The 25,744-nt window shown below is 51.0% G+C and carries 23 protein-coding genes and 1 tRNA gene; 8 read left to right on the top strand and 16 right to left on the bottom strand.

Translation table 11 applies throughout. From position 1 onward, the window contains the following. Position 1: 1 nt before the first annotated feature. Both EHN13_RS03820 and hemW read left to right on the top strand, forming a co-directional pair. Positions 2-595, top strand: coding sequence for an XTP/dITP diphosphatase (locus EHN13_RS03820; RefSeq protein ID WP_115642890.1), 594 nt, complete (start codon positions 2-4; stop codon positions 593-595). Then, positions 588-1,724 (top strand): radical SAM family heme chaperone HemW, encoded by a 1,137-nt coding sequence (hemW, locus tag EHN13_RS03825; protein ID WP_032937402.1) that lies wholly within the window; start codon positions 588-590, stop codon positions 1,722-1,724. Before EHN13_RS03820 ends, hemW begins: the two co-directional genes overlap by 8 nt. A gap of 115 nt (positions 1,725-1,839) precedes the next feature. On the opposite strand, the gene ansB is transcribed toward hemW, so the two are convergent. From ansB to trmB, 4 genes are all read right to left on the bottom strand, one after another. Continuing rightward, a complete protein-coding gene (gene ansB, locus EHN13_RS03830; protein WP_115601485.1) occupies positions 1,840-2,886 on the bottom strand; it encodes an L-asparaginase 2 in 1,047 nt (348 codons plus the stop codon). Positions 2,887-3,074: 188 nt separating this feature from the next. Beyond that, positions 3,075-3,794: a YggN family protein gene (locus EHN13_RS03835; RefSeq protein WP_048213199.1), complete on the bottom strand. Its 720-nt coding sequence runs from the start codon at positions 3,792-3,794 to the stop codon at positions 3,075-3,077. 49 nt (positions 3,795-3,843) lie between these two features. Next, entirely contained in the window at positions 3,844-4,170 is a 327-nt protein-coding gene (locus EHN13_RS03840) for a YggL family protein (RefSeq protein WP_003027115.1), read from the bottom strand. After that, the gene (gene trmB / locus EHN13_RS03845; protein ID WP_003027117.1) at positions 4,170-4,889 is read right to left on the bottom strand and encodes a tRNA (guanosine(46)-N7)-methyltransferase TrmB; all 720 of its coding nucleotides are present in this window, start codon (positions 4,887-4,889) and stop codon (positions 4,170-4,172) included. Before trmB ends, EHN13_RS03840 begins: the two co-directional genes overlap by 1 nt. Before the next feature lie 160 nt (positions 4,890-5,049). On the opposite strand from trmB, the gene mutY reads away from it, so the two are divergent. The 4 genes from mutY to EHN13_RS03865 all read left to right on the top strand — a co-directional run bounded on the left by mutY (position 5,050) and on the right by EHN13_RS03865 (position 9,038). Then, positions 5,050-6,102: an A/G-specific adenine glycosylase gene (gene mutY / locus EHN13_RS03850; RefSeq protein ID WP_124020913.1), complete on the top strand. Its 1,053-nt coding sequence runs from the start codon at positions 5,050-5,052 to the stop codon at positions 6,100-6,102. A gap of 27 nt (positions 6,103-6,129) precedes the next feature. Beyond that, positions 6,130-6,399: an oxidative damage protection protein gene (locus tag EHN13_RS03855; RefSeq protein WP_003027126.1), complete on the top strand. Its 270-nt coding sequence runs from the start codon at positions 6,130-6,132 to the stop codon at positions 6,397-6,399. 86 nt (positions 6,400-6,485) lie between these two features. Beyond that, positions 6,486-7,571 carry a membrane-bound lytic murein transglycosylase MltC gene (gene mltC / locus EHN13_RS03860; RefSeq protein WP_049001609.1) on the top strand — a complete coding sequence of 362 codons (1,086 nt, stop codon included), beginning with the start codon at positions 6,486-6,488 and terminating at the stop codon, positions 7,569-7,571. A gap of 210 nt (positions 7,572-7,781) precedes the next feature. Further along, entirely contained in the window at positions 7,782-9,038 is a 1,257-nt protein-coding gene (locus EHN13_RS03865; RefSeq protein WP_061068555.1) for a nucleoside permease, read from the top strand. Positions 9,039-9,090: 52 nt separating this feature from the next. Here EHN13_RS03865 and EHN13_RS03870 read toward each other — a convergent pair whose 3' ends face one another. Continuing rightward, complete coding sequence (locus EHN13_RS03870; protein WP_124020914.1) at positions 9,091-11,226, bottom strand: ornithine decarboxylase; 2,136 nt, start codon at positions 11,224-11,226, stop codon at positions 9,091-9,093. 469 nt (positions 11,227-11,695) lie between these two features. Between EHN13_RS03870 and EHN13_RS03875 the strand changes: the two genes are divergently transcribed. Both EHN13_RS03875 and EHN13_RS03880 read left to right on the top strand, forming a co-directional pair. Then, positions 11,696-12,403 (top strand): DUF554 domain-containing protein, encoded by a 708-nt coding sequence (locus EHN13_RS03875; RefSeq protein WP_124020915.1) that lies wholly within the window; start codon positions 11,696-11,698, stop codon positions 12,401-12,403. Between the two features lie 105 nt (positions 12,404-12,508). After that, positions 12,509-12,584 (top strand) — tRNA-Phe (locus tag EHN13_RS03880). Between the two features lie 52 nt (positions 12,585-12,636). Here EHN13_RS03880 and EHN13_RS03885 read toward each other — a convergent pair. The 11 genes from EHN13_RS03885 to EHN13_RS03935 form a co-directional block, all read right to left on the bottom strand. Beyond that, positions 12,637-13,977, bottom strand: a complete 1,341-nt coding sequence (locus EHN13_RS03885) for a VasL domain-containing protein (RefSeq protein ID WP_124020916.1) — start codon at positions 13,975-13,977, stop codon at positions 12,637-12,639. 1 nt (position 13,978) lies between these two features. Then, on the bottom strand, positions 13,979-14,422 hold the full coding sequence (gene tssE, locus EHN13_RS03890; protein ID WP_124020917.1) for a type VI secretion system baseplate subunit TssE: 444 nt from the start codon (positions 14,420-14,422) through the stop codon (positions 13,979-13,981). Beyond that, complete coding sequence (tssJ, locus tag EHN13_RS03895; protein WP_124020918.1) at positions 14,422-14,946, bottom strand: type VI secretion system lipoprotein TssJ; 525 nt, start codon at positions 14,944-14,946, stop codon at positions 14,422-14,424. The genes tssE and tssJ overlap by 1 nt, the downstream gene beginning before the upstream one ends. Further along, complete coding sequence (tssG, locus tag EHN13_RS03900) at positions 14,921-16,009, bottom strand: type VI secretion system baseplate subunit TssG (protein WP_124020919.1); 1,089 nt, start codon at positions 16,007-16,009, stop codon at positions 14,921-14,923. Before tssG ends, tssJ begins: the two co-directional genes overlap by 26 nt. Then, complete coding sequence (gene tssF, locus EHN13_RS03905) at positions 15,970-17,736, bottom strand: type VI secretion system baseplate subunit TssF (protein ID WP_124020920.1); 1,767 nt, start codon at positions 17,734-17,736, stop codon at positions 15,970-15,972. Before tssF ends, tssG begins: the two co-directional genes overlap by 40 nt. 28 nt (positions 17,737-17,764) lie before the next feature. Further along, positions 17,765-19,363 carry a type VI secretion system protein TssA gene (gene tssA / locus EHN13_RS03910; protein WP_124020921.1) on the bottom strand — a complete coding sequence of 533 codons (1,599 nt, stop codon included), beginning with the start codon at positions 19,361-19,363 and terminating at the stop codon, positions 17,765-17,767. Beyond that, the gene (locus EHN13_RS03915) at positions 19,360-22,710 is read right to left on the bottom strand and encodes an ImcF-related family protein (protein WP_249039287.1); all 3,351 of its coding nucleotides are present in this window, start codon (positions 22,708-22,710) and stop codon (positions 19,360-19,362) included. The genes tssA and EHN13_RS03915 overlap by 4 nt, the downstream gene beginning before the upstream one ends. Before the next feature lie 59 nt (positions 22,711-22,769). Continuing rightward, complete coding sequence (locus EHN13_RS03920) at positions 22,770-23,951, bottom strand: hypothetical protein (RefSeq protein WP_124020923.1); 1,182 nt, start codon at positions 23,949-23,951, stop codon at positions 22,770-22,772. Between the two features lie 3 nt (positions 23,952-23,954). Then, a complete protein-coding gene (locus EHN13_RS03925) occupies positions 23,955-24,212 on the bottom strand; it encodes a PAAR domain-containing protein (RefSeq protein WP_071887387.1) in 258 nt (85 codons plus the stop codon). A 27-nt stretch (positions 24,213-24,239) separates the two neighbouring features. Then, positions 24,240-25,118: a hypothetical protein gene (locus EHN13_RS03930; RefSeq protein ID WP_115642856.1), complete on the bottom strand. Its 879-nt coding sequence runs from the start codon at positions 25,116-25,118 to the stop codon at positions 24,240-24,242. 37 nt (positions 25,119-25,155) lie between these two features. Continuing rightward, positions 25,156-25,744: formylglycine-generating enzyme family protein (locus tag EHN13_RS03935; protein ID WP_148085784.1), on the bottom strand; the 589-nt coding region annotated here is incomplete at its 5' end.

The following is a 25,744-nucleotide window of genomic DNA, read 5'->3' on the forward strand; positions in this document are numbered from 1 at the left end:
CATGCAAAAAGTTGTCCTCGCGACCGGCAATGCCGGTAAAGTGCGTGAACTCGCCTCTCTTCTGAGTGATTTCGGTCTTGATGTTGTTGCCCAAACGGATCTGGGTGTTGATTCTGCAGAAGAGACCGGACTGACGTTTATTGAGAACGCCATTCTGAAGGCGCGTCATGCCGCGCAAATTACGGGTTTGCCAGCCATTGCTGATGACTCAGGTCTGGCAGTAAATGCCCTTGGCGGCGCGCCAGGTATCTATTCAGCCCGCTATTCCGGCGAAGATGCGACCGACCAGCAGAACCTGGAAAAACTGCTGTACACCCTGCGGGATGTCCCGGATGACCAGCGTCAGGCGCAATTCCACTGCGTGCTGGTGTATATGCGCCATGCGGACGATCCCACGCCTTTAGTGTGCCACGGAAGCTGGCCGGGCGTGATTACCCGTGAACCGGCCGGAAACGGTGGTTTTGGTTACGACCCAATCTTTTTTGTGCCGTCCGAAGGAAAAACAGCTGCTGAGCTGACCCGCGAAGAAAAAAGTGCGATTTCTCACCGCGGACAGGCACTGAAGCTGCTGCTGGATGCCCTGCGTAATGGTTAACCTTCCGCCGCTAAGTCTTTATATTCACATCCCGTGGTGCGTGCAGAAATGCCCGTACTGCGACTTTAACTCGCATGCGCTCAAGGGCGAGGTTCCTCATGACGACTATGTTCAGCACCTGCTGAGCGATCTGGATACTGAGGTGGCCCACGCCCAGGGGCGTGAAGTAAAGACAATTTTTATCGGTGGTGGTACGCCGAGCCTGCTTTCTGGCCCGGCAATGCAAACGCTGCTCGACGGCGTGCGCGCACGGCTGAATCTGGCCGCAGATGCAGAAATCACCATGGAGGCGAATCCCGGGACGGTGGAAGCCGATCGCTTTGTTGATTATCAACGCGCTGGCGTCAACCGTATCTCGATTGGCGTACAGAGCTTTAGCTCCGCCAAACTCGAGCGTCTGGGACGTATTCACGGGCCGGAAGAAGCCAAACGAGCAGCACACCTGGCGAGTGGTCTGGGGCTACGCAGCTTTAACCTCGACCTGATGCATGGTTTGCCGGATCAGACGCTGGAAGAGGCGCTGGGCGATTTACAGCAGGCCATCGCGCTCAATCCACCGCATCTTTCCTGGTATCAGTTGACCATCGAACCCAACACGCTGTTCGGTTCCCGACCGCCTGTTTTACCGGACGATGATGCGCTGTGGGATATTTTTGAGCAAGGCCACCAGCTACTGACCGCCGCGGGATATCAGCAGTACGAAACCTCAGCCTATGCGAAGCCAGGCTATCAGTGTCAGCACAACCTTAATTACTGGCGTTTTGGCGACTATCTCGGTATTGGCTGCGGCGCGCACGGCAAAATTACGTTCCCGGACGGGCGCATTCTGCGTACCACAAAAACGCGGCATCCGCGTGGCTACATGCAAGGGCGTTATCTCGAAAGCCAGCGTGATGTCGCTGAAGCCGATAAGCCGTTCGAGTTCTTTATGAACCGTTTCCGGTTGCTTGAGGCCGCGCCTCGCGCGGAGTTCAGACAATATACCGGGCTTACCGAGGACGTTATTCGTCGACAGATCGATGAGGCTATTTCCCAGGGCTACCTGAGTGAATGCGATGAATACTGGCAGATTACCCAACATGGTAAGCTGTTTTTGAATTCGCTGCTGGAGCTGTTTCTGGCGGAGTAATACGGTAACGATCCAGGCCGGATAAGGCCTTGAACCGCATCCGGCAAATTGCCTGATGGCGCTGCGCTTATCAGGCCTACAGGGTTAGGTCGATAAGCGCAGCCACCTTCATCGATTAATACTGATTAAACATTTCCTGAATCTGCTTAGGATCTTTGGTTTCGGTCAGCGCCAGCTGCAACAGAACACGCGCTTTTTGCGGGTTCAGCGAGCCTGAAGCGACAAATCCGTATTTCGCATCATCAACTTCAGCATCCTGGGTAGTAGCACCAGTCGGTACACGGGATGAACGTACGACAACGGTTCCTTTATGCGCGGCAGTTGCCAGCGTATCGAAAATGGTTTTATACAGGTTACCGTTACCTACACCCGCACTAACGATCCCTGCGTAACCCGCATCTACCAGCGCTTTTGCCGGCAGATCGGAGGCGTTAGCATAGTTGTAAACAATCCCAACTTTCGGCAGTTCGGTCAGCTTAGAAACATCGAACGGCGTGGATGTAGTGTGCTTACGCGCAGGCGTACGCTGGTAGTCGATTTTACCGTTATGAATGTAACCCAACGGGCCGTAGTTAACGGATTTGAAGGTAGCAACGTCAGTGGTATTGGTTTTGGTCACGTCGCGACCATCCATAACGGTGTCGTTCATCACCACCAGCACACCGCGGTTGGCAGAGGCTTTATCTGCGGCGGTTACCACGGCGTTATACAGGTTGAACGGGCCATCAGCGCTCATACCGGTAGACGGACGCATCGCACCTACCAGCACCACCGGTTTGTTGCACTTGACGGTCAGGTCGAGGAAATAGGCGGTTTCTTCCATGGTATCCGTACCATGCGTTACCACGAAGCCGTCGGTTTTATCACACTCGGTATTAATCTTTTTCGCCAGCGTTAACCAGACGTCGTCATTCATATCCTGGGAGCCGATATTCACCACCTGCTCACCTTTAACCACGGCGATATCTTTCAACTGAGGTACGGCCTCAACCAGATTTTCTACGCCAACCTTGCCTGCCGTGTAGTTAGATTTTGTCGCGGAATCACCGCCACCAGCAATCGTCCCGCCGGTCGCTAAAATGGTGATATTTGGCAGTGCAAGCGCCGCGCCGCTGAAACCCATAACCAGTGCGGCAAGTGCCGTTCTCTTGAAAAACTCCATGTTATTTCTCCAGTTACTTGAATTTGCAGCATTATGTCTATCTCACAGATGAATAATGTGACGAGTTCCAATTAACCAGATTTATATCTCCATCAAATTGTTATTCTTAGAGATGGATATCAAAAAAACAGAAAAGTACAAAATAAAACGGCGCAGAATGTTTCTGCGCCGTTAAACAGAGGTGAAGATTATTTCAGAGTGCTAACCAGCGTTTTACGATCGTTTTCCAGCGTCACGACGCGGGCACAAACATCTTTGCCAAACTGCTGGAAGTCTTGTTCCTGATTCTTCCATTCGTTCTGAATTGAGGTTTGCAAGCCACCGAGACTCCCGAGCACGCCCTGCAACGGATTACCACCGCCTTTGAGTACGGCTTTGGCACCCATTTCGTTGATGCTGTCCTGCAAAATACCGCCCATCGCCTGATTAACCAGCTGTTGTCCGTCCGCGCGGACTTGATCAATCGCCTTATAATGGAAGGTCAGGCCATCAGTTCGATGCTCGATGATGCGGTTCATCTGCTCTTTCAATTGCGCATCCAGCTTGGTTAAGCGGCCACGCATGTTGCTGCTTTCACCGACCTCTTTGGCGATGATTTTATCCAGCGCCACGCGACCTTTCTCTACGCGCGCTCTGGCACCTTCGTCAATCCACGGCAGGCTGCTACGCAACGCCGCCTGATAATCTTTGGCTTGCTCACGCTGTGCGGCGTTCAGGTTGTACTGTTTACCGTTAAAGGTGACATCGCCGGCCTGGGTAATAATCAGGTCGCCGTTCTCGCCCTTCACCTGCACCGTTTGTGGGCTCAAAATCACATCGTCACGCGGGGTGACGCTGCACTGGTAATCTGCATGTGCGGCCATCGCCGTGAACGTTAGGACTGCCGCCAGCAGCGTTTTGCGCATCATATCTTTCCCTCAAGACAAATCGGGCCGGCATTTGCCGACCCTGTGCTACTTAGTCCCACCAAATATCGAAAAGTTCGCTGGTACGCACTTCTTCGAGTTTGTGCTCTTCCAGCCACTTACGCACGATTGCCTGGTGTTCTTCGGTGCATTTGCCGATTTCCTGCAGACAGATCAGACCTTCCCAGGCCAGATAGCCGCTGCCGTCAAAAGCCAGCTTGTTCGGTTCGATAACTTCATTGATAAAGTCATCAACGATTTGATCGACCTGCTCTCCAGATGTACCTTCCGGGAAACGCCATGCAACCGAAAATCCTACTTCCTGGAATTCTTCGATGTGCATCTTTTTACGCAGACGACGGCTACGGTTCTTTGCCATTATTTCACCCTCTCGAACATTAAGTCCCATACGCCGTGGCCAAGACGATGACCACGTTGTTCAAATTTGGTTACCGGGCGCGATTGTGGGCGCGGTACATAATCGTTACTCTCGGACTGGTTTTTATACCCGTCAATGGAGGACATCACTTCCAGCATATGTTCCGCATACGCTTCCCAGTCGGTTGCCATGTGGAATACGCCGCCCAGCTTCAGCTTACTTAAGATATGCTCAGCAAACGGTACCTGAACGATACGGCGTTTATTATGACGTGCTTTATGCCACGGGTCAGGGAAAAACAGCTGAACCATAGATAAAGAATTGTCAGGAATCATTTTATGCAGGACTTCAACAGCATCATGGCACATGACGCGCAGGTTCTCGACACCCTCTTCATGGGCTGAAGCCAGACACGCACCAACGCCCGGCGAGTGAACCTCAATGCCGAGGAAATTCTGTTCCGGACGCGCTTTCGCCATTGCGACCAGCGACGCTCCCATACCAAAACCGATCTCAAGGGTGACTGGCGCATCACGACCAAACAGTTCTGCGAAATTTACAGGCTCTTCGCTGAACTCAACGCCCATCACCGGCCAGTAGTTTTCCAGCGCGTGTTCCTGCCCTTTCGTCAGTCGCCCCTGGCGACGAACAAAACTACGAATCCGGCGCAGAGGGCGGCCGTTTTCATCAAATTCCGGTGAAATGACGTCGTTCTTCATAAAAGTTTAGTCTGCTGTGTTTGAGTTCTGAAAACGGGCATTATCCAAAGTTAGTTGCCGGATGCAAGTAAAGGAAGAAAGTGAGCAGCGGAAAGTTCCGGTTTACACCCCGTTGCCGCTGTGCTGCAATCTTGCCCCCGGCAATAATGAAACGGTAATCATGCAAGCGTCTCAATTCTCGGCTCAGGTGTTGAGCTGGTACGACAAATACGGGCGGAAAACGCTACCCTGGCAAATTGACAAGACGCCTTACAAAGTATGGCTCTCTGAGGTGATGCTGCAACAAACTCAGGTTGCGACCGTTATCCCTTATTTTGAGCGCTTTATGGCGCGCTTCCCAACGGTAAGCGATTTAGCCCATGCGCCGCTGGATGAAGTCTTGCATTTATGGACCGGCCTTGGCTATTACGCCCGAGCGCGTAATCTGCATAAAGCCGCGCAGCAGGTTGTGACGATGCATGGCGGTATATTTCCGCAAACTTTTGATGAGGTGGCTGCTCTGCCAGGCGTCGGTCGCTCAACCGCAGGCGCGATCCTTTCCCTCTCTCTGGGTCAGCATTTTCCGATTCTCGACGGTAACGTCAAACGCGTGCTGGCTCGCTGTTATGCTGTAAACGGCTGGCCGGGTAAAAAAGAGGTCGAAAAGAAGCTGTGGGAGCTGAGCGAGCAGGTGACGCCCGCCCATGGCGTTGAGCGTTTTAATCAGGCGATGATGGATTTAGGCGCCATGGTTTGTACGCGCTCAAAACCTAAATGTTCGCTGTGTCCGTTGGAAAATGGCTGTGTGGCCAGCGCCAATGCAAGCTGGGCGTTGTACCCTGGTAAAAAACCCAAGCAAACGCTGCCAGAACGAACGGGCTATTTTTTACTGCTGCAGCATGATGATGAGGTGTTGCTCGCGCAGCGGCCACCCAGCGGATTATGGGGAGGGTTATACTGTTTTCCGCAGTTTGATGATGAAGATGGGCTACGTGAGTGGCTGGCGCAACGACACATTAACGCAGATAATCTGACCCAACTTAATGCGTTTCGCCATACCTTTAGCCATTTCCACTTAGACATTGTGCCTATGTGGCTTCCTGTGTCTTCATTCGGCTCATGCATGGATGAAGGCAACGCGCTCTGGTATAACTTAGCGCAACCGCCGTCGGTCGGACTGGCGGCTCCCGTGGAGCGTTTGTTACAGCAATTACGTGCCGGTACACACGTTTAACGTACCGGTCGATAGAGAGGATTTTTTATGAGCAGAACGATTTTTTGCACTTTCCTGCAACGCGAAGCAGAAGGCCAGGATTTTCAGCTGTACCCGGGCGATCTGGGGAAACGCATCTACAACGAGATTTCTAAAGAAGCATGGGCGCAATGGCAGCATAAGCAAACCATGCTGATTAACGAGAAGAAGCTCAATATGATGAACGTTGAGCATCGTAAGTTACTGGAACAGGAGATGATTAACTTCCTGTTTGAAGGCAAAGATGTGCATATTGAAGGCTATACACCAGAGTCTTAAGAACCGTTGCCGGATGGCGCTGCGCTTATCCGGCTTACGATTTAATCTGGTCCTTGCAAATAACAAACACAACACGCACTCCCGGAATGATGAAAAAATTTCTCGCGCTTGCCGTTATTGCGCCGTTGCTCATCTCCTGTTCCAGTTCGACCAAAAAAGGCGATTCCTATAATGAAGCCTGGGTCAAGGATACCAACGGTTTTGATATTCTGATGGGGCAATTTGCCCATAACATTGAGAATCTGTGGGGGTTTAAGGAAGTGCTGATTGCGGGTCCGAAGGACTACGTAAAGTATACCGATCAGTATCAAACCCGCAGCCATATCAACTTTGATGACGGTACGATAACCGTCGAGACCATTGCCGGGACAGATCCCGCCGGACACCTGCGTCGGGCGATTATCAAGACATTGCTGATGGGGGATGATCCGGGTTCTATCGATCTCTATTCCGATGTCGACGACATTAAGATTTCCAAAGAGCCGTTCCTGTACGGGCAGGTGGTCGATAATACCGGCCAGCCCATTCGTTGGGAGGGACGCGCCACCAATTTCGCTGACTATCTGCTGAAAACACGCCTGAAAAGCCGCAGCAACGGTATTCGCATCATCTATAGCGTGACCATCAACCTGGTACCGAACCACCTTGATAAGCGCGCACATAAATACGTCGGCATGGTGCGTCAGGCTTCGCGTAAGTATGGCGTCGATGAGTCGCTGATTCTGGCCATCATGCAAACCGAATCCTCATTTAACCCGTATGCGGTCAGCCATGCCGATGCGCTGGGACTGATGCAGGTGGTACAGCACAGCGCCGGGAAAGATGTGTTTCGCTCGCAAGGGCGCTCCGGCACACCGAGCCGTAGCTTCCTGTTTGACCCGGCCAGCAACATTGATACCGGTACCGCCTATCTGGCTATGCTCAACAATGTCTATTTAGGCGGCATTGATAATCCAACGTCCCGACGCTACGCGGTGATCACGGCGTATAACGGCGGTGCGGGCAGCGTGCTGCGCGTTTTCTCGAACGATAAAATTCAGGCTGCGAATATTATCAACAGCATGACCCCGGGGGACGTTTATCAAACGCTGACCACCCGACATCCGTCTGCTGAATCACGCCGATACCTTTACAAGGTCAATTCCGCCCAAAAATCATATCGACGCCGCTAATATATCCCTCTTCTGCCCCGGTAAACGGGGCCCGGAAGAGGGTAAAGTGTTAACCCCATCACTCTTTTGCTTTGCAATCAGAAATTGTTTGCAAATATTTGTCACAGGTAACAAAAAAAGAGTGTCTCTCGTTGATAGAATCACATCATCAAGCCCCGGCAAATGTGCCTTTTAAAACATTCATCCGCATCACGGTGTGAGGAAATTAACATGAATCTTAAGCTGCAGCTGAAAGTGCTCTCGTTTCTGCAGTTCTGCTTATGGGGTAGTTGGCTCACTACCCTCGGCTCCTATATGTTTGTCACCCTAAAATTCGATGGAGCATCCATTGGCGCAGTGTATAGCTCGCTGGGGATCGCCGCCGTGTTTATGCCTACGCTGTTAGGGATCGTAGCCGACAAATGGATCAGTGCGAAATGGGTGTACGCCATTTGTCATCTGGTCGGCGCAGCAACGCTGTTCGCCGCAGCCGAAGTCACCACCCCAGGCGCCATGTTCTTTGTGATCTTGCTTAACTCTCTGGCCTATATGCCAACGCTGGGGTTAATCAACACCATTTCTTACTATCGCCTGCAGTCAGCCGGGATGGATATCGTTACAGACTTCCCGCCAATCCGTATCTGGGGCACCATTGGCTTTATTATGGCGATGTGGGGCGTGAGCTTCTCCGGCTTCGAGCTGAGTCATATGCAGCTGTATATCGGTGCAACGCTGTCCGTTGTTTTGGCGCTGTTCACGCTGACGCTGCCGCATATTCCGGTGGCTAATCAGCAGAAAAACCAGAGCTGGTCGTCCATGCTGGGCCTGGATGCTTTCGCGCTGTTTAAAAACAAGCGTATGGCGATTTTCTTTATCTTCTCAATGATGCTGGGCGCTGAGCTGCAGATTACCAATATGTTCGGTAATACCTTCCTGCACAGCTTCGATAACAACCCGCTGTTCTCCGGTAGCTTCATCGTTGAACACGCCTCGGTGATGATGTCGATCTCGCAGATTTCCGAGACGCTGTTTATCCTGACCATCCCATTCTTCTTGAGCCGTTACGGTATTAAGAATGTAATGCTTATCAGTATTGTGGCGTGGATGCTGCGCTTCGGCCTGTTTGCCTACGGCGATCCGACACCGTTCGGTACCGTGCTGCTGGTTCTGTCGATGATTGTTTACGGTTGCGCCTTCGACTTCTTCAACATCTCAGGCTCGGTATTCGTGGAGAAAGAAGTTCGCCCTGAAATCCGCGCCAGCGCACAGGGTATGTTCCTGATGATGACCAACGGCTTCGGTTGTATTCTGGGCGGACTGGTGAGCGGTAAAGTAGTTGAACACTATACGCTGAACGGTATTACCGACTGGCAGACCGTGTGGCTGATCTTCGCTGGTTACTCGCTGGTTCTGGCTTTTGCCTTCGTGGCGCTGTTTAAATACAAACACGTACGCGTTCCGACTGGCACGCAGACTATCGCACACTAACGTTTACGCAGAGAAAAGCGGGTTGCCAAAAAGTAACCCGCTTTTTTTGCACTTACTTCACAACATATCCATACAGACGCTTAATACCGTCTGCATCCGTTTCACTGTAAACACCTTGCAGCTCCGGTGAGAAGCCCGGCAGCAGGTTTACGCCCTCTTCCAGCGCCAGGAAATAACGTTGCACCGCCCCGCCCCAGACTTCACCCGGTACCACGCACAGCACGCCAGGAGGATAAGGCAGCGCACCTTCTGCCGCAACGCGACCTGCGGCATCACAAATACGCACCAGTTCGACATCACCACGGATAAAGGCACTGTTCGCATCCTGCGGGTTCATCGCCACGGCAGGCAAACTCTCCTGGCGGAACATCGCTTTTTGCAGATCTTTCACATCGAAGCTGACGTATAAATCGTGCATCTCCTGGCACAGTTCACGCAGCGTGTAATCCCGATAACGTACCGGATACTTGTTGAAGATAGTTGGCAGCACGTCCGCCAGCGGCGTATCGTCCTCGATATGCTGCTCAAACTGCGCCAGCATCGCCACCAGTTGCGCCAGTTTCTCGGTGCTTTCTGCCGGGGTCAGCAGGAACAGAATCGAGTTAAGGTCGCATTTCTCCGGAACAATGCCGTTTTCACGCAGGTAATGCGCCAGAATCGTCGCCGGAATACCAAACTCAGTATATTGCCCGGTTTGCGCATCAATGCCCGGAGTAGTTAACAACAGCTTGCAGGGATCAACGAAGTACTGGTCGCGCGCGTAGCCGGAAAAACCATGCCATTTAGCACCCGGTTCAAAGCTAAAGAAGCGGCGCTCGCTGGCAATCACCGGCGTTGGATAGCTTTCCCACGGTTTGCCATCGACTACCGGAGGAATAAATGGCTGAATCAGCTTACAGCGGGCAATAATCGCTTTACGGGCCTCGATCCCCAGCGCCACACACTCCGCCCATAGCCGACGACCGCTCTCGCCCTCATGGATTTTGGCGTTCACGTCCAGCGCCGCAAACAGCGGGTAAAACGGACTAGTGGACGCATGCAGCATAAATGCATTGTTCAGACGCTTATGCGGACAGAACCGCGCCTGACCGCGAATATGGTTATCCTTTTTGTGGATCTGCGAGGTTTGCGAGAATCCGGCCTGCTGTTTGTGTACCGACTGGGTGACAAAGATCCCCGGATCGTCAGCATTGAGCTCCAGTAGCAGCGGTGACCCATCGGCCATCATCGGAATAAATTGCTCGTAGCCAACCCAGGCAGAATCAAACAGGATGTAATCGCACAGGCTACCGATCTTGTCGATCACCTGCCGGGCGTTGTAGATCGTACCGTCATAGGTACCAAGCTGAATGATTGCCAGACGGAACGGGCGCGGCTGGTCAGCCTTGTGCGGCGCAACATCACGAAGTTGCTGGCGCAGATACGCCTCATCAAAGCAGTGCTCATCAATACCGCCAATAAAGCCAAACGGATTACGCGCCGCTTCCAGATAAACCGGCGTCGCGCCCGCCTGGATCAGCGCGCCGTGGTGGTTGGACTTATGGTTGTTGCGATCAAACAACACCAGATCGCCGCGCGTCAGCAGCGCATTGGTCACCACTTTATTCGCCGCAGAGGTCCCGTTCAGCACAAAGTAGGTTTTATCCGCGTGGAAAACTTTCGCGGCAAATTTCTGCGCATGTTTCGCTGATCCCTCATGAATCAGCAGATCGCCCAGCTTAACGTCAGCGTTGCACATATCAGCGCGGAACAGGTTCTCGCCAAAGAACTCATAGAAATGTCGACCCGCCGGATGCTTCTTAAAAAACTCACCGTGCTGGTGCCCCGGGCAGGCAAACGTGCTGTTCCCCATTTCGACATACTGGGTAAGCGTGTCATAGAACGGCGGCAGCAACTCTTCCTCATACCGACAGGCGGCAGACTCCAGCTCCAGCCAGTCCTGCGCATTGCCGCAGATAACCGCCTCAACGTCTGCCAGGACATCCACGTTGGTCTCTGAAAATATAAACACCGGTATGTGAAACCCGGTGCGTTTCAGCAAAGCCAGGATCCCACTGCGGCTGTCCGCAACGGTAATGACGACTGCCGCGACGTCAGTAAAATCGGTACTGTCCAGCGTCACCACCTTGCGATGAGTAGACAGACGGGAAACCAGTTCACCACTGGCGGCAATATTCATTGATTTCATAAGCGCAAAAACCCGTATCGGGAGAATCAAAAGTCCCGGGCAAAGCCGCATTGCTATGCCCCACGAAATGACAGGTCAAACTGGTCACCAGCCCCGACCGCCAGACATCAGTAAAAGCAGATAGCCTCTGATTTTACTGTTATCCTGCAGTGAGCGTGCGCTGCCCTCACCGCATGGTGGGAGAGTATAGATAAGTCGCAGGAAGGGGCAAACGTCGCGCAAAAAGGCGATATTGAAGGCGATGTAGGGGGAGTAATGTCATCCCAGGCAGCCCCATTCAGACAGGAGAAAATTCGCGCAATCATGGCACCTTTCACCTACAGGCGCAAGATAAAATCCTGTGCTTAAACCTCACAGATAAACAAACATTTCGTCTGAAAATAGCGGCATAATAATGCAATCTGAAACATAATTTCACCTAGGTAATTGCCTTTAACATCAATACGATAATAGGTATGCAGTAGCTAACGTGGTAATCGGACCCTTTATTAATGCCAGCGCCATTTTACTCGGTGGCGTTCTTGGCGCGCTGCTCAGCCAGCACTTACCCGAACGTATTCGGATCTCAATGACCTCAATATTCGGGTTGTGCTCGTTGGGGATTGGTATCCTGCTGGTTATCAAATGCGCTAACTTGCCGGTGATGGTTCTGGCGACGCTGGTCGGTGCATTAATTGGCGAATTCTGCCATCTGGAAAAAGGAATCAATGCCGCGGTTGCCAAAGCGCAACAGCTTTTCACCAAATCGGATGTCAATGCAACACACGAATCCTTTATCCAAAGCTATGTGGCCATCATCGTGCTGTTTTGCGCCAGCGGGACCGGGATATTCGGGGCGATCCATGAAGGGATGACCGGCGATCCTAATATTTTAATCGCCAAGTCATTTCTGGATTTCTTCACGGCCATCATTTTTGCCTGTTCATTAGGAATCGCGGTATCGGCAATTTGCGTGCCGATGCTGGCAATCCAGCTAACGCTTGCCACCTGCGCCACACTGATTTTACCCCTGACGACGCCCGCCATGATGGCCGATTTCAGCGCGGTAGGCGGACTGCTGTTGCTGGCGACGGGTCTACGTATTTGCGGAATCAAAATGTTTGCGGTGGTGAATATGCTTCCCGCCCTGCTGCTGGCAATGCCGCTTTCCGCAGCATGGACGGCATTTTTTGCCTGAGAATGCGTGCAATACCAGCAATGTGGTGATAGATTGTGCAGTCTGCATTGATTTGAAGAAATTTCGTTGACGAAACGAAGTGAATCGGGTTTAATGCGCCTCGTTGCCCGGATAGCTCAGTCGGTAGAGCAGGGGATTGAAAATCCCCGTGTCCTTGGTTCGATTCCGAGTCCGGGCACCACTATTTAGAAGAACCCGCCTATGGCGGGTTTTTTGCTTTTGGCGAATAGTCACTATTCTCTCTTCACCGAACTTTGTTTCAACAGCGCATAACGATTAAGAAGCTGATTAATCCGCATATCGAGTTGCTGATACAAAGCGGGTGATACCCTCCCCTGCAGGCTTAATTCCTCATCGATTTGACGCAATAACTCTTCTGTCGGCGGCGTTTGGTCAAGCTGGCGGCGGATAGTGAAAATGGCTGATTTCAGCTCCGACCCCGTCAGATATTTACCTTTGCGTTCATCAAGCGTATTTAGCCTGGCAGTTAACGCTTCCAGCCCCTGCTGGGCATCATGCCAGTTTTGCAGAGCGCTTTCCGGCAACGCTTCCGTGGTTAACGCTTTTTGTAACCCACTAACGAATGTCGTAGTCTGCGATTCCTCCGGCCATAGGGTGACTAACTGCTGCGCTAATGATGCGGCATACTCCCTCGACCATAGAGGTGACAGGTCATGTAAAACGTCCAATTGCCCTTGCGTTGCGGCAATTATGTCCTGCTTCTGCTCCTTCAAATCTGAAGATTGCCTCAACGTGGACAATTGCTCTGGCGACAGCATCTGCGGCAATGGCTTCACCAGTTCATATCCGTCGGCGCGCATATGAGTGATACCAAGAAAAGCACCTGTAGTTACGAACGCAGTCACCATGACACCGATAGCAAACCCTAACCACATCCGTCGGGCTCCATGTTCGGTTTGAGTAGCAAAAACCGTTGCGCTCGATTGCGCTGGTGACACGGGTTCATTAACCACAAAGACCAACTGTGGCAAAGACGTTTCAACGTTAATGGTCGCACCTGAAGCCGGTATCGTCACAACGGCTGAGCCCGAATCCGCTTCTGACTTCTCCAGGCGTAAAGCGGCATTGTGCATCCAGGTAACAACAGCCTCCAGTTTACTCAGCGCTTTCAACTCAAGCCGTTGCAGCACTTCGCAGGCATGTTTTAAACGCTGTTCAATCCGATAAACCACTGATAAATCAGCATATGACAGCGTTAGCGTACGCAATTCTTGCTGTAAACGGGCCGACAGCCATGTCAGGATTTCAACGCGGGCATGGGTTTGCTGCGGCCATATTGCACTCCAGTGATGCGTCAATAATGCCTCCAGAAGCTCGGCGCCTTCGGCAAGTCCCAGCAGCCCGGCATTACGCATTCTACTGACGGTATACCAGGCCAGGGTTTGCAATTCGACACCGTTATGGCGAAACAAAGTCAGGCTTAACTGTTCAACCTTTTGCCAGTCAACGTCCGGGCGCGCGGGATGAGTCAGCTTGCTGATTTCATCGCGTAGCTGCCCGAACTCCGTGAAAGCACGCGGGTCGCCACCGGCGCTGATGCGATTCGTCTCCATATCAGTACGCTCCTGTCTCAAGCCAACCCTGTTTTTTCAGGTGGCGGATGAGCACCCGTCCCTCGGGGGTAAAATCAGTGCCATAACGAACAACGCCAAGGTCCTGAAGCTCGGCATCGATGGAGTAGCGTAAATGCCCTGGCGATTCCTGCTCCTGCATTGTGACCTGAATACCGTTCAGTCGCGGTTCATACTTCAATAAAACCTGAGAAAGCGTACTGATAAGCTGATGTGCCGTTCCCGGCATACCCTGGAGGATTTTGGTCATATCCGGCAGACCGTAGTCGGGTAAATGTTTAAGGCTACCGGCGCGCGTATTCAAAATGCGTTGCATATTATCCAAAACGGATAAGATGACCTGCGTGTTTTCGCTGACTGCGTGCAAAGGAAAACCACCGGAAAAATTACCCAACAACATGTCATAAAGAGAAGGTCGTTTAATCATTACTCGTCCTCCTGCATCAGGAGAACCAGAGCCTGAGAATTTAATTCAATCACTCGTGCTTTATCAGAATCGAGATCTTCACGACCTAATACCACGCGCCATGAATCCTCAGACTGATCGGGAGAAATGAACATTCCCGCCACGGCAACATATTGCGCTTCCATTTCGAGTGGAATATCGACAGTTACGCTTTCACCAGGACGAACCCAAACATCTTTCTGAGCCAGTAAATCCGCTTTTACCACCGTACTGTCTTGCGCAAATAAAGACTGATAGTTTGTCGAATCAAATGCTTTACGATCTTTGAGTTGGTAAACACGTACGACTGTTGAAAGCGCGATGCCCTGCGCATTTTTATTAGCGCCCTCTCTGGCGCAAAGATCCAAATGCAATGTTTTAATTTCCTTATAAAAAATTGACTTCGTTAATGACACCGTACCTTCAGAGACTTTCTGTGTCAGACCACATCCGGTTACCAGACTGGTCATTACGGCAAAATTAATAGCGATAATCGCCAGTCTCATCGGCTTCCCTCCGCTGATCGTGTTGGCTAAGGCTCTGCCAGAGCCCAAGTTTAATCGTTATGAGTTGATTCTTAATTTCCGGGTTATCCAGACGCATAACAGCCGTGCGGCCGAGCTGTACTGCGCGCTCGCTTTTACTACTGGTAAGTTGAGCATCCGGAAGCGCCGAGCGAGGAATACGTAATTGCAGCCTCGCATTCACTCTGGCACCTAAATAAACGTGCAGGAGCGCGAGAAAATCATGGTAAAGCTGACCGCCGGGTAACCAGTCGCAAACCTCATCAGGAATGTCCGTGGTTAGCGTAATGAGCACCTGACTGTTAATATCTACGGCGCTATGTCCCATCACCGGACGAGAATGAAGGCTAACGGGTTGCCGCGTATTCATTTTTAACGCCTTATCCAGCAGAATTAAGCGTTTATCATGTGGTGTCACGGTAGTATTTGTTGTTGGCGATAATAAAGATACCAGCGCGGATATTCCTTCCGCCGTACGCGTCGGCATTCTCATTATTCCCAACAGCGCCAGGAAACGCGATACCGGGGTAGCCGTTTGCGTGGCGCATCCCTGAATGCCGAGCCCAGTCAGCCCCAGTAAATATTGTGAAGTCTCATCTGTACCGCCAGGGCGAAAAGTCGCTGGATAGCTGTATTTACGCCAGATTCGATAAAACTGCGTAATTAAGCGATGGTTGAAAATATCCAGAAACTCAGCGGCGACGTCCGAGCCTTCCTGACGCTGGGCAATATCATCCTGATAGGTTGTCGGCAGCGGCGATTCCACACCATACAACCCCATAAAAGTGACACGAACCGTTGGCGGCAGTGTGGGATGCTGCAGATCATATTCTGCACTTTTTAGCTCACCCGCCGGGAACCCCATCCCCGGATGAGGGCGAAAACGAATGGCATCGAAGCACGGACTTTGCTGGCTTCCTGGAGCTGGCGCTTGCGGGTTCCCCTGTTCCAACAACTGGCAGAAACGATAAAAATTGGTACGTGGCAGGTTTTCGCCAAGGCTATTTAGCAGCCGGGTAGCCGCTGATTGTGATTCTCTTTCCATCGCAAGCTTTTCCCTGCCGGCTGTATGATTAAAGTAAGCTGATTAAACAAATGAATATCCGCATATAATGCAAAAAAGCGGTTAAGCATTTCTCCAAACAGATGAATATCGCCCTCACCGGTGAATCCGTTCTCATCAAGCGTTACTTCGATGTCCACACCACGGAGTAGAAATCCTTTTTCAAAGCGCTGTATTTCATGTTGTTGAACATCCATGATCGCATCCAGACGACGATAATTCAGCTCATCATCCTGCCAGTTATAGAGAGACAACGTTCCTTTGAGCACTTCAGCGCTGGCCATCATATTCAGAAAGCTGGACCCGAGGTGGCTTAAGACGCGCCAGTGAAAACGATCCTCGGCGGGAGGATAAGCCGGTAGCGTCGGTTTACACAGATTGCGCACGGCAAGCGGCGTCTGGAGGATCTGCTCGCAACGATTAAGCAATGAACTCTGCAAAGCTCGCCTGGGTAGCTGACCGTTTGTTCCGGTCACTTTCAATGACACGGTTTCATACTCAGCAAGACGATCCCGCTCCCAGGCGTCACCGCCGAGGATCAGCCAGGTGTCATACAATCCGGATACGCCGCGCCTGACGCGTGTATGGTAGTAACGTTCGGGCGCATTACGACGCATCATGCCTCCCTTGTGGCGAAAGCTGGTGAATGGGGCATAAACGGCATTACGCGCCCGCTGCGAACCAGAAACCGCATCCACCGAATAAATTTCCGTGTGACCATCCTGCAATCTGCGCGGACGCAGCAAATATTCGCTTTCCAGTCCATTAACCACCAGCGGATCGGCTTCCAGAGTGAAGAGATTAATAACCGGAACGCAGTGCAGACGGATATTTTCACTCCCCAAAGGAAGCTCAGAACTCCACTGTTGAGTCAGTACAGCTTCTATTTCAAAACAATCTATACCGGCAGGAAACGTTACCTTTTCCAGACCGTTAAGATGGACAAACATAAATTTTTCGCGGAACGTAAAATACTCAAGCAATAATTGCCAGCCGCCAAACGCCGCATCACCTTTTGGCCATAAACTGTCTTCACTGGCAAATCCGCCCGGGGAAAAGTGCCCCTCCAGGTGAATACGCTCTACGCTGTTGGGGAGTCTCAAATAAAGAGAGGCCAGACGCTTTGTCAAAGCAAGGTGCAACGCGTGGGTCACCGGCGCGTCACCGCTCAGGTAAAGGCTGAGACGCGTCAGATCGGTTTGCGACCAGTCCATCTGTGGATTGCACTTTATTCGCATACGGATGACCGAGCGTCCGTCAGGTTCGGCATCGATATTCACCGCCGTAACAGACAGTGGGCTGAGCGTGACGGGCTGGGTAGTACGATACTGACATACCGTTTTTTTAGGACCGACGGGCTGGGACAATACGCCAAACCCCGCATTAATCCGTTCGCTCATTTTCAGCACATTAGTATCCGGTAAAAGTTCGACAATGCTTAAGGAGGGAATAGTGCGTAAATAATGTGGCCATAGCAGACTCATCAAGCCTTCGGTAAATTCAGGAAGATGATCGTCTATTTTGGCGCGCAATCGCCCCATCGAAAATGCAAAACCTTCGAACAGCCGCTCCACATAGGGATCGGGGATACCGGCTTTGTCCAGATCCAACATGGCGGCACGATCCGGATGCGCCTGCGCAAACTCTTTTGCCGCTTCCCTTAAATAGCGCATTTCCGCGTCATAATAACGCAGAGTTAAATCTTCCATTTTACAGTTCGCTTATTTTGTTTTTTCTTTAGCCGCATAAAACGGCGGCTCTGGCGGGATCAATGGCGACCAGCCCAGACAACAGTGACTCCATCTCTGGCGCCAGACGTGCTTTGTCGCTTTCACTGCGATTGGCTTTTAAACGCAGAAGCTTCAGCCGTCGCGCTTTGACTTCAAACAGCAGTTCAGGCTCCCACTGTTTGAGAGTGAGAGAGTGCGCAGTCGTATTCAACTCGCCAAGCAAATGCAGCGCGAGATCGTTGCGCCCACACTGTTCCGTCAGACGGGCCATCAACAGCTGGCGTACCCAACGCTGTCGACGTGAAATAATGCCAGGTCGAGCCTGAAGCCAGGCGAGCGCTGCTTCAATGCCTTCGCTATCCGCCAGCGTCAGGGCCTCGCTTTCAAGCAGCAGGATATCGTCATCCTCCCCGACGGTAGCCGCCGCAATTTTATCCGTCTGCCAGTCGCTTTCCTGCAGCACGTCACGGGCTATCCATTCACGCGTGACGTCATCGGCAAAGGGCGTTCCGTCATTAAATGCCAGCGTTTCCAGACCCGGCATCCGATGCAGCAGCATTTTCAGATCGCTGATGATAATGGCGGCATGTTTATCCCATGGCGATCCCGCCCTGGTTAATGCCTGATGAAGGTACCACTGCACGTCCAGCCAGAAATGATTCACTCCCTCAACAAATAAGCTGTCAGTTAGCTCAATCAGTTCGGTCCAGCTTTGCTGCAAATACAGACGCTTGAGCTGGGCTCGGTAATCACTTTTAGGTGGTACCAGGCGTGTACGCCCTGCGCCATCTGGCGGTGGAAGCTGGCTAACCGTATCGAGCCGCACGCTTTTCATCAAATGATGCGCCGCCAGCCAGCCGTCCGGCTGATCGCTTAAGTATTTCGCCAACACACGTGCCTGCTCCAGCAGCTCCCGGCCAGAGGCAATACTTTTGAGGACGGGAGTTTCTACGCTATACCGACCGGTTTGCGGACTGACATTTTGTGGAACCAGCGCCTGAGCGCCGCCAGACTGTGCCAGACGATTCTCCAGCGCGCTATACAGCGCCCCAAGCCCTGGACGAATGCTCTCTTCTTGCTGAACAAACTGCTGTTCCAGCAGCATCAGCGCACCGGCGATCCGCTGCGCGTCAGGTCGTGAAACTTCGGGGAAACGTGTCAGACTATCCAGCATCCGCCCGCCGGCCAGCCATTCCAGCGCGGCCTTATGGCTGTTGGCTCTTAAGGGATGGAGAGAATTGCCATACTGCTGCATCAGGCCAGCCAACAAAATCAGACCATCGGCCAGGCCGGACTCACCATCCTGATGCAAACGCGCCCAAGTGTAGTAGGTGACAACACGGACATCCTTACAGGTGTGGATCAGCAGTTTTTCCGCAAGCTCAACGATGAGATCCGTTTGTGCGCCAGAAAGTTTATTCACCTCCTCTCGCATGCGCTGAAAATCATCGTCATAACCGGGATCTTCCCCGCCCGGGTTGGCTGCGGAAACGGGCAATAACCAGTTTTGCCACAACGCTATTTGCGTTTGCGCCTGTTCCATCAGCTGCTGTTGTTCATCTGGCGAAGCCGTGCTGGCGGCCAGTAGACGTTGCAGAGCGCTCATTCTTCTTCCTCTGAGGGGGACTGGCTGACAACAAAAATGGTTTCTGGCAGCTTAAAATCGCGGAGTTTGAGTAATGCGAGCGGGCCTTCACCGACCTCCGTTCGCAGGGTGTAGTTCAGCGGCAATCCATCCTGCGCAGTCCAGCGCAGGTTAAAACCACTGTTCACGCCGGCGTTATCGCTGATCTCCGCTTTCTCAAGCAGTCTTATCCAGCCCCAGGTGCCGGGGTTATCTGAGTAGATTCGGGTTCCCGTATTCGTACTCACCCAGCTTAGGGTGGCCCCTGACGCTGGCGTATCGGCTGGCCAGACAAGGTTTTTCCAGGTTGGCATCTGATTAACGTAGGTGAGTTTTTGCCCATCCAGTACGAGATCGGTTTGCATCACGTCCCGCGCCGTTCCAGGACGCAGTTCAAAACGCATCCCGGCTTCTCCACGAATAAATGCGACATCCGCAATCTGACTGAGCTGGTCCATCGCCTCGAGGAACGCCGGATTAAACTCCAGCCCCTGCGCATTCACCGTGTCAGCAACCCAGTGACTTCCCTGTTTATGCAATACGCCGCTTAAATGACTTTCGAGAAAATGCGGGATCCGGCCATTATCGCTTCGCAGATATTGCGCCAGCAGCGGCAGAGAGGCCTCGCTACCGACATCGCGAAACGGATAACGTCCGCCGAATGCGCTGTTCCAGTCATTCACAATCAGCGCCTTCCATTGCGCATTCAGACCCGCCGCGGTTGGTTGCAACACCTGCTGCCATGACTGCTCCAGCGGCTGAACAAACATACTTTGACCAAATCCACTCCATGCTTGCCCCAGACTGGCCGCTACCAGATTGCCATAGTCACGCGTGGTAGTGAGATCGACGGTTTTACCCTGAAACACCGTTTGCGCCAGGGCCTGACTCATTCCCTGCGGATCGGCAGCGTTAGTAATCTGCTGGAGTTTCAGCCTGACCTGCGTTACCCGGGTCAGGTAGGTTTGCAGACTAAGGTGGCTGATATCCTGGCCAGCCGATTGTTCATCCATCAATGCCAGGATTGGCGAGAAGGTACCCGCCATAGGGCCTTCTTCTCGCGCATGCTGGTCAATAGTCTGATTTTCTTTAGTGTTAAACAGATCCTTTGCCGACTTCACCAGTGAGTCCGACAGCGCTTCACCGGTTAACCCTGTGCGTCCCTGAACGGCGAGCGTATTCATTAGCGCAACCAGAGGAGACTGACGGATATCTGCAATCAACGTGAGCTGATCGATGGCATCACTCAGCGTTTGGGTGCGCTGCCAGCGAATACTGTTGAGAAAATCCAGCCAGCTGTCGGCAAAATCCGTGAAGTAACGCTCGCTAAGACGCGCCTTTAAGGCCTGTGGAGAGAGAGGGTCGCTTGCAGAATGCGTATCATCCCCCAGTACCTGATCCATTTCTTCCCGGCGGTTGTTTACGATTTTCTCTATGGCGGGCAAAACCTCCTCTTCCCAGGCTTTGCGGGTATATACGCCAGCAACCGAACTGCGGGTATAAAATACGTGGTCTGCCCGGGTATCGCCGGTCATGTCTTCCAGACGAAGTTCGGTGTAATGCGGCGTTACCTGTTCAATGATTTTCTGATACAGAGCGGCTTCGCCATTGCGGATCCCCATCTGACGAATTAACAGCGTTCGCGCCTGGCTAATAAGATTTTTATCCGCTGTTATTTTCCATTCAGGATGCGCCTGAAGGTTTTCGCCCCAGAACTGCCAGAGTCCTGGCCCAACGCCCTGCCATGATGCGCGCGAAATACCCGCTCTCTCCGGCCAGTCTTGCATCAGAGCCTGACTAAAAAATGATGCCTCCATCTGCTCAGGCCGGGAGAGCATCAGATACATTTTCAGCTGGTTGTAGGCGATCTTTGCCTGGGCGGAAAACTGCGGACTGTCTGGAGCCAGTCGGGTTAACGCCGTTAATTCCTGAGTGAGATGTTGCGCGGCTTCATCACGCAGGAGCGGAATAGCGATACGCGTATAACGTGGCCATAGCGCATCCAACAGAGCATCATTTTGGCTTAAGCCGAAGCGGTAGTACCACGGCGCCCCATTCAGTTGACGCCAGCGAAGCATGCCTGGGGTTTGCTGAAGCGCGGACAGCGCCGTAAGACGCTCGGCGAGCGGTTCATCCGCACCACCTGCCAGTCTCGCCTGGTCCAGGCTTTCGCCGATCAGATTGCGATTCGCAAGAAAAGATACCACCATTCCTGCGCCCCATAGCAGCATCAAACCAGCGGTACCGACTGCCAGCACACGCATCCCTGAACGGCCTGTGCGCTGTGCCCTAAGTTCAGCAGGTAACGCAGGGAGCGAATCAAGCAGCGCGCGCCAGCGCTCATCACGCGTCCAGGCATGCGCCACACGCGGTGAAGTACTTTCCACATGCTGACTCAAGATTACCGCCGCCAGCGGCAGAGGCCGATGCAGGCTGAAAAAAGCAGATAACGCGTCGCTGATGGCTTCTGCGTTTTGCGTGAGCGCATTCGCCATTTTTAGTAAGAAGTTATCGTGGATATTGCGCGTAACCTGCTGCGAACCCTGTTCCGCCAACTGCATTACCAGCGCGGCCAGCTGCGAACGGCATAACGCCGTTGTACATCCTGCAGGGAAAAAACACGTCGCAGACTGGGCTATCGCGGCATTCAGAACGGATTGAGCGCCATGCAGCGACCAGAGGTATAACGGCACTCGCCAGCGAAGCGTGGTAAATACAGCCTGAAGATGGCGGGCAGCATTATCTATTTGTTCTGCGGTTAAAGAGACAACAGGTGCCGATTGAACCAATGAATCCTGGTGCTGAAAAGTGGGGGTTACCCATACAATCCCATCCAGCGGGCGCCGATGCAGCTTGCGTATCGCCTCGAACAGCGTGGCATCTGGCACACCAGTTAGCCCGCCCCCCCAGATTAACACCACGCCATCCCCTTCAACCCAGCGCAGAGAGGTGAGTTTTGGTACCAGTAGCTCAACCTGAATGACATCCCCCATCACCAGCAGAATACGGGTTTTGGCGCGCCAGCAATGGCCGTAACTCTGACGAAGATATGTGAGTACATGATTTAAAATTTCAGCACGACTATTTTTAATATCTTTCTTTGATTTATTTCCTGAAATACCAAAACCAGATAACAGATTAAAACGCTGAAAGTAACTTTTTGAAATAATTATTTGCCATAAACGAACAATTGCATCATCAAAAAGTAATATTGTGATACATACGCCAGCAATTGCCAGTGACGCATTTTGTTTTTTCTCCATAGTCGGAATATGAATCAATGGGTTTTCTACCCAGATGAAAAATCCCCCTATAATTATTATCAGCATAACAATAAACCATGTACTTACACGCTTATTATTTTTCACATCATCCTCCTTCATCAAGGTTATACCGGATGAACAATAAGCATATGAGTGGTTTTATCATTAATTAATAGCCATTGTGCCATATTTGATTTAGCCGCATGTTCATTAGCACAAATTAAAATGACATTTCCTACTACAAAATTCAGCCTGCCAAATGTATCATCCAACACGAAATCTCCTTTTTTCGATAACATATATCCAGATTGTTCCATTGACTGGAGTACCAGCGCCAGTGTTTCGCTTTGTATCTGGCTACGCCAAAAAAACCACGGCAGGTCAGTCGTTATATTTCCCCATAATGTCACGGTTGTTACTGATTCCACAGCCTCGTCCATAACTACCGGACGATGTATCCATGACTGCGGTGTTACATGATGGTGAGTTAACCAATCAGGTGAGGCCAACAATATAGCAGATACCGATTCAACCTGCTGGTCTCGTGGTTCAAGGAACAAATTAATCTCAATAGAAAGAATTAATATCGCCTCCTGACAATCCAGACAGTTATCAATCCACATTATACCGTCACTTTCTGTACAGATAGTCAGATTTTGGTCATCAAAAGATAATGAACAGACCCGACGCCAAACGGTATTAATCGTTTCATTCTTGAGCGTGCCATCGTGTTGAATACGGACATGGAGGTTTCCAGAAAATTTCTCTAATTCAGGTTGTAACTGTCGGATTATATCCGTCAGTAATTGTTCCATGCGTAGCAGATAACCGTCCTCACTCATATTGGTAAGTTGTAGGGAGATTAGTGCAGTACTTAACATCCTCTGGTATTGAGGGTAAAAAAATGGTTGAAGTTCACTCCCCCCTTGTAAAAGCGCTGCTGCCAGTTTATTTCTGGCGACTGGAGTAATATATGCTGTTGCCAACACCCCCATAGCCAATTTTCCTAAAGCAACCTGCTCATCGTATTGCTGCTGGTGTAAATGATTCCACCAAATGACACGATCGCGTTCATTTTCATAACGTCGCAATTGAAAAATATAACCCATAAAACCAATTAAAAAAGGAATAAAAAAAGAGCAAAACCAAAACCAGATTGTATGTGTAGGTTCATTTTCACGCCAAAATGAGAATACTAATATTGCTCCCAAAAAAACACAGAGAAGTATAGTAGTTAACCAACGAAATTTATCTGGGGGGACTGGTAATTCGGCTTTCTCAGGGATCTTTTTAAGATCGATTGGCATATATTACAGCCTTCCAGCAATAGGTAATGAGGAAATCAATGTACAACCGCATCCACAACGGTGGCCATGGAGAGCAATAGGCTTACCATTAATTCTGGAACCGAAATCTCCTTCAATTATAATTGTTTCGCCATGTATTGGGCAGAAAACTTTATCCAGCATACAAGAAACCGGCAATCCCATAAAAATAACGCCAGAACTCCCTTCAAGGACAATACCGCCATGAGTCGTTTTATCTGAAAGACGAATAACACCAAGCATATTTTACCCTCTTTATTTTGAACAAAACTATCCGATATCAACTGATAACATCTTCCATATACTCTCTTCCTGGATCATGACAATAGTAATATCGAATACATTACCATCGTTAAATTTAACACTTCCTGAAAGTACACCTCTGTTACCTTCAACGGAGATATTATTAAAACTATAATCCTCTATATTTTCAAATTTATAAGATTTCATTGCCAACTTAAAATCTTCACTTGTGATTTTCTCGCGCATCTCACTCGCAGTTTGTGCATAGGCTAAGATATAGGAATTGTCACGTAACAAATCTATTTCCGCTCTTGCTGCCTCCTTAACGCCGGTCGTCATAAAAAATATGAAGGAAACAATAGATATTGTAAGAATAGCGACAAATGCCAGACAGACAAAAACCTTCCATTTTGCTGATCTCTTCGCTCCAGCAGAAAAAGTTGATTTTACACGCCAGCCGGATTCTTTTACGACATTAAAAAGAGGAGCGGTAACACTGGATGATTCAAAATCGTAACTGTATATCTTTCCTACCTTGCCATTTTCTTTTAATCCCCAGGCACCTCCTAATTTGAATTCTTTTCTTCTCCCTAACTGAAATTCCTTTTTAAAACCAATTCTTTCTGGCCCAACTTCCCATTCAGCACTGGTTGATTTCTCCTGATAACCCACCTGTTTACCAACATCATCAAACACCAGTCGAATCTGAAAACTTTCTTTTAAACCTCCGGCATCATAGATATTTGACCAGTTAGCATCGACATAATTATAAATAACAATAAGGTCATCACTATCCTCCTGTATTGTAAATGGAATATCTTGACATTCATTTAAATCCAACAATCGTTTTTTTAAGGAAATTAGGGTACAAGACCCCGTTGATGATGTAGACATATTTTGAGGCATAATTCTCTCTTCACAATTAATAAATAACAGTAAATGTTTATTTCACCGCCTCCGCAGCGTTCACCGCACAGCGTACGGTGGTGCCATCGGGGTAAGGCTTGTCCTTGATGGCATAGCCGCGAAAAAAGGTCAGGCCCACATCAAACCCGGGAGAAGGACGATAACCTCCGCGGCGGACCTTCATATATTGCCCATTATCGTCATCCAGGATGACGCCCTTCTCCGGACCCTGCGGATCCTGGCGCGGAGATGTCGCGTAATAGTCCGGGTCATACCAGTCGCTCACCCACTCGTAACCGTTCTCTGCCATGCCGTACAGCCCGCCGGGGGTCGGCGGATAGCGATCGACGGCATAACGCACGAAGGAACTTTCCACGCCAGTGGCCTCTTCCGTAGCCTGCCGGTCCTCGCTGGTGGCGTAGTTTTCACCGCGCCCGGTTTTCTCATCTTCACGCCAGTCGCCGTCATCCGTTGCCACCAGAATATACTGACCCCGGTCACGCGCCGCATACTCCCACTGCGCTTCCGTCGGCAGGGAAAACGGCAGCCCCGTCTTCTTTTTCAGCCAGCGGCAGTAATTATCGGCCTCTGTCCATGACACCACAGCCGGACTGTTTTTAAAATGG

Origin of the sequence: Citrobacter youngae, assembly GCF_003818115.1 — a bacterium.
GTDB classification, from domain to species: Bacteria; Pseudomonadota; Gammaproteobacteria; order Enterobacterales; family Enterobacteriaceae; genus Citrobacter; species Citrobacter youngae.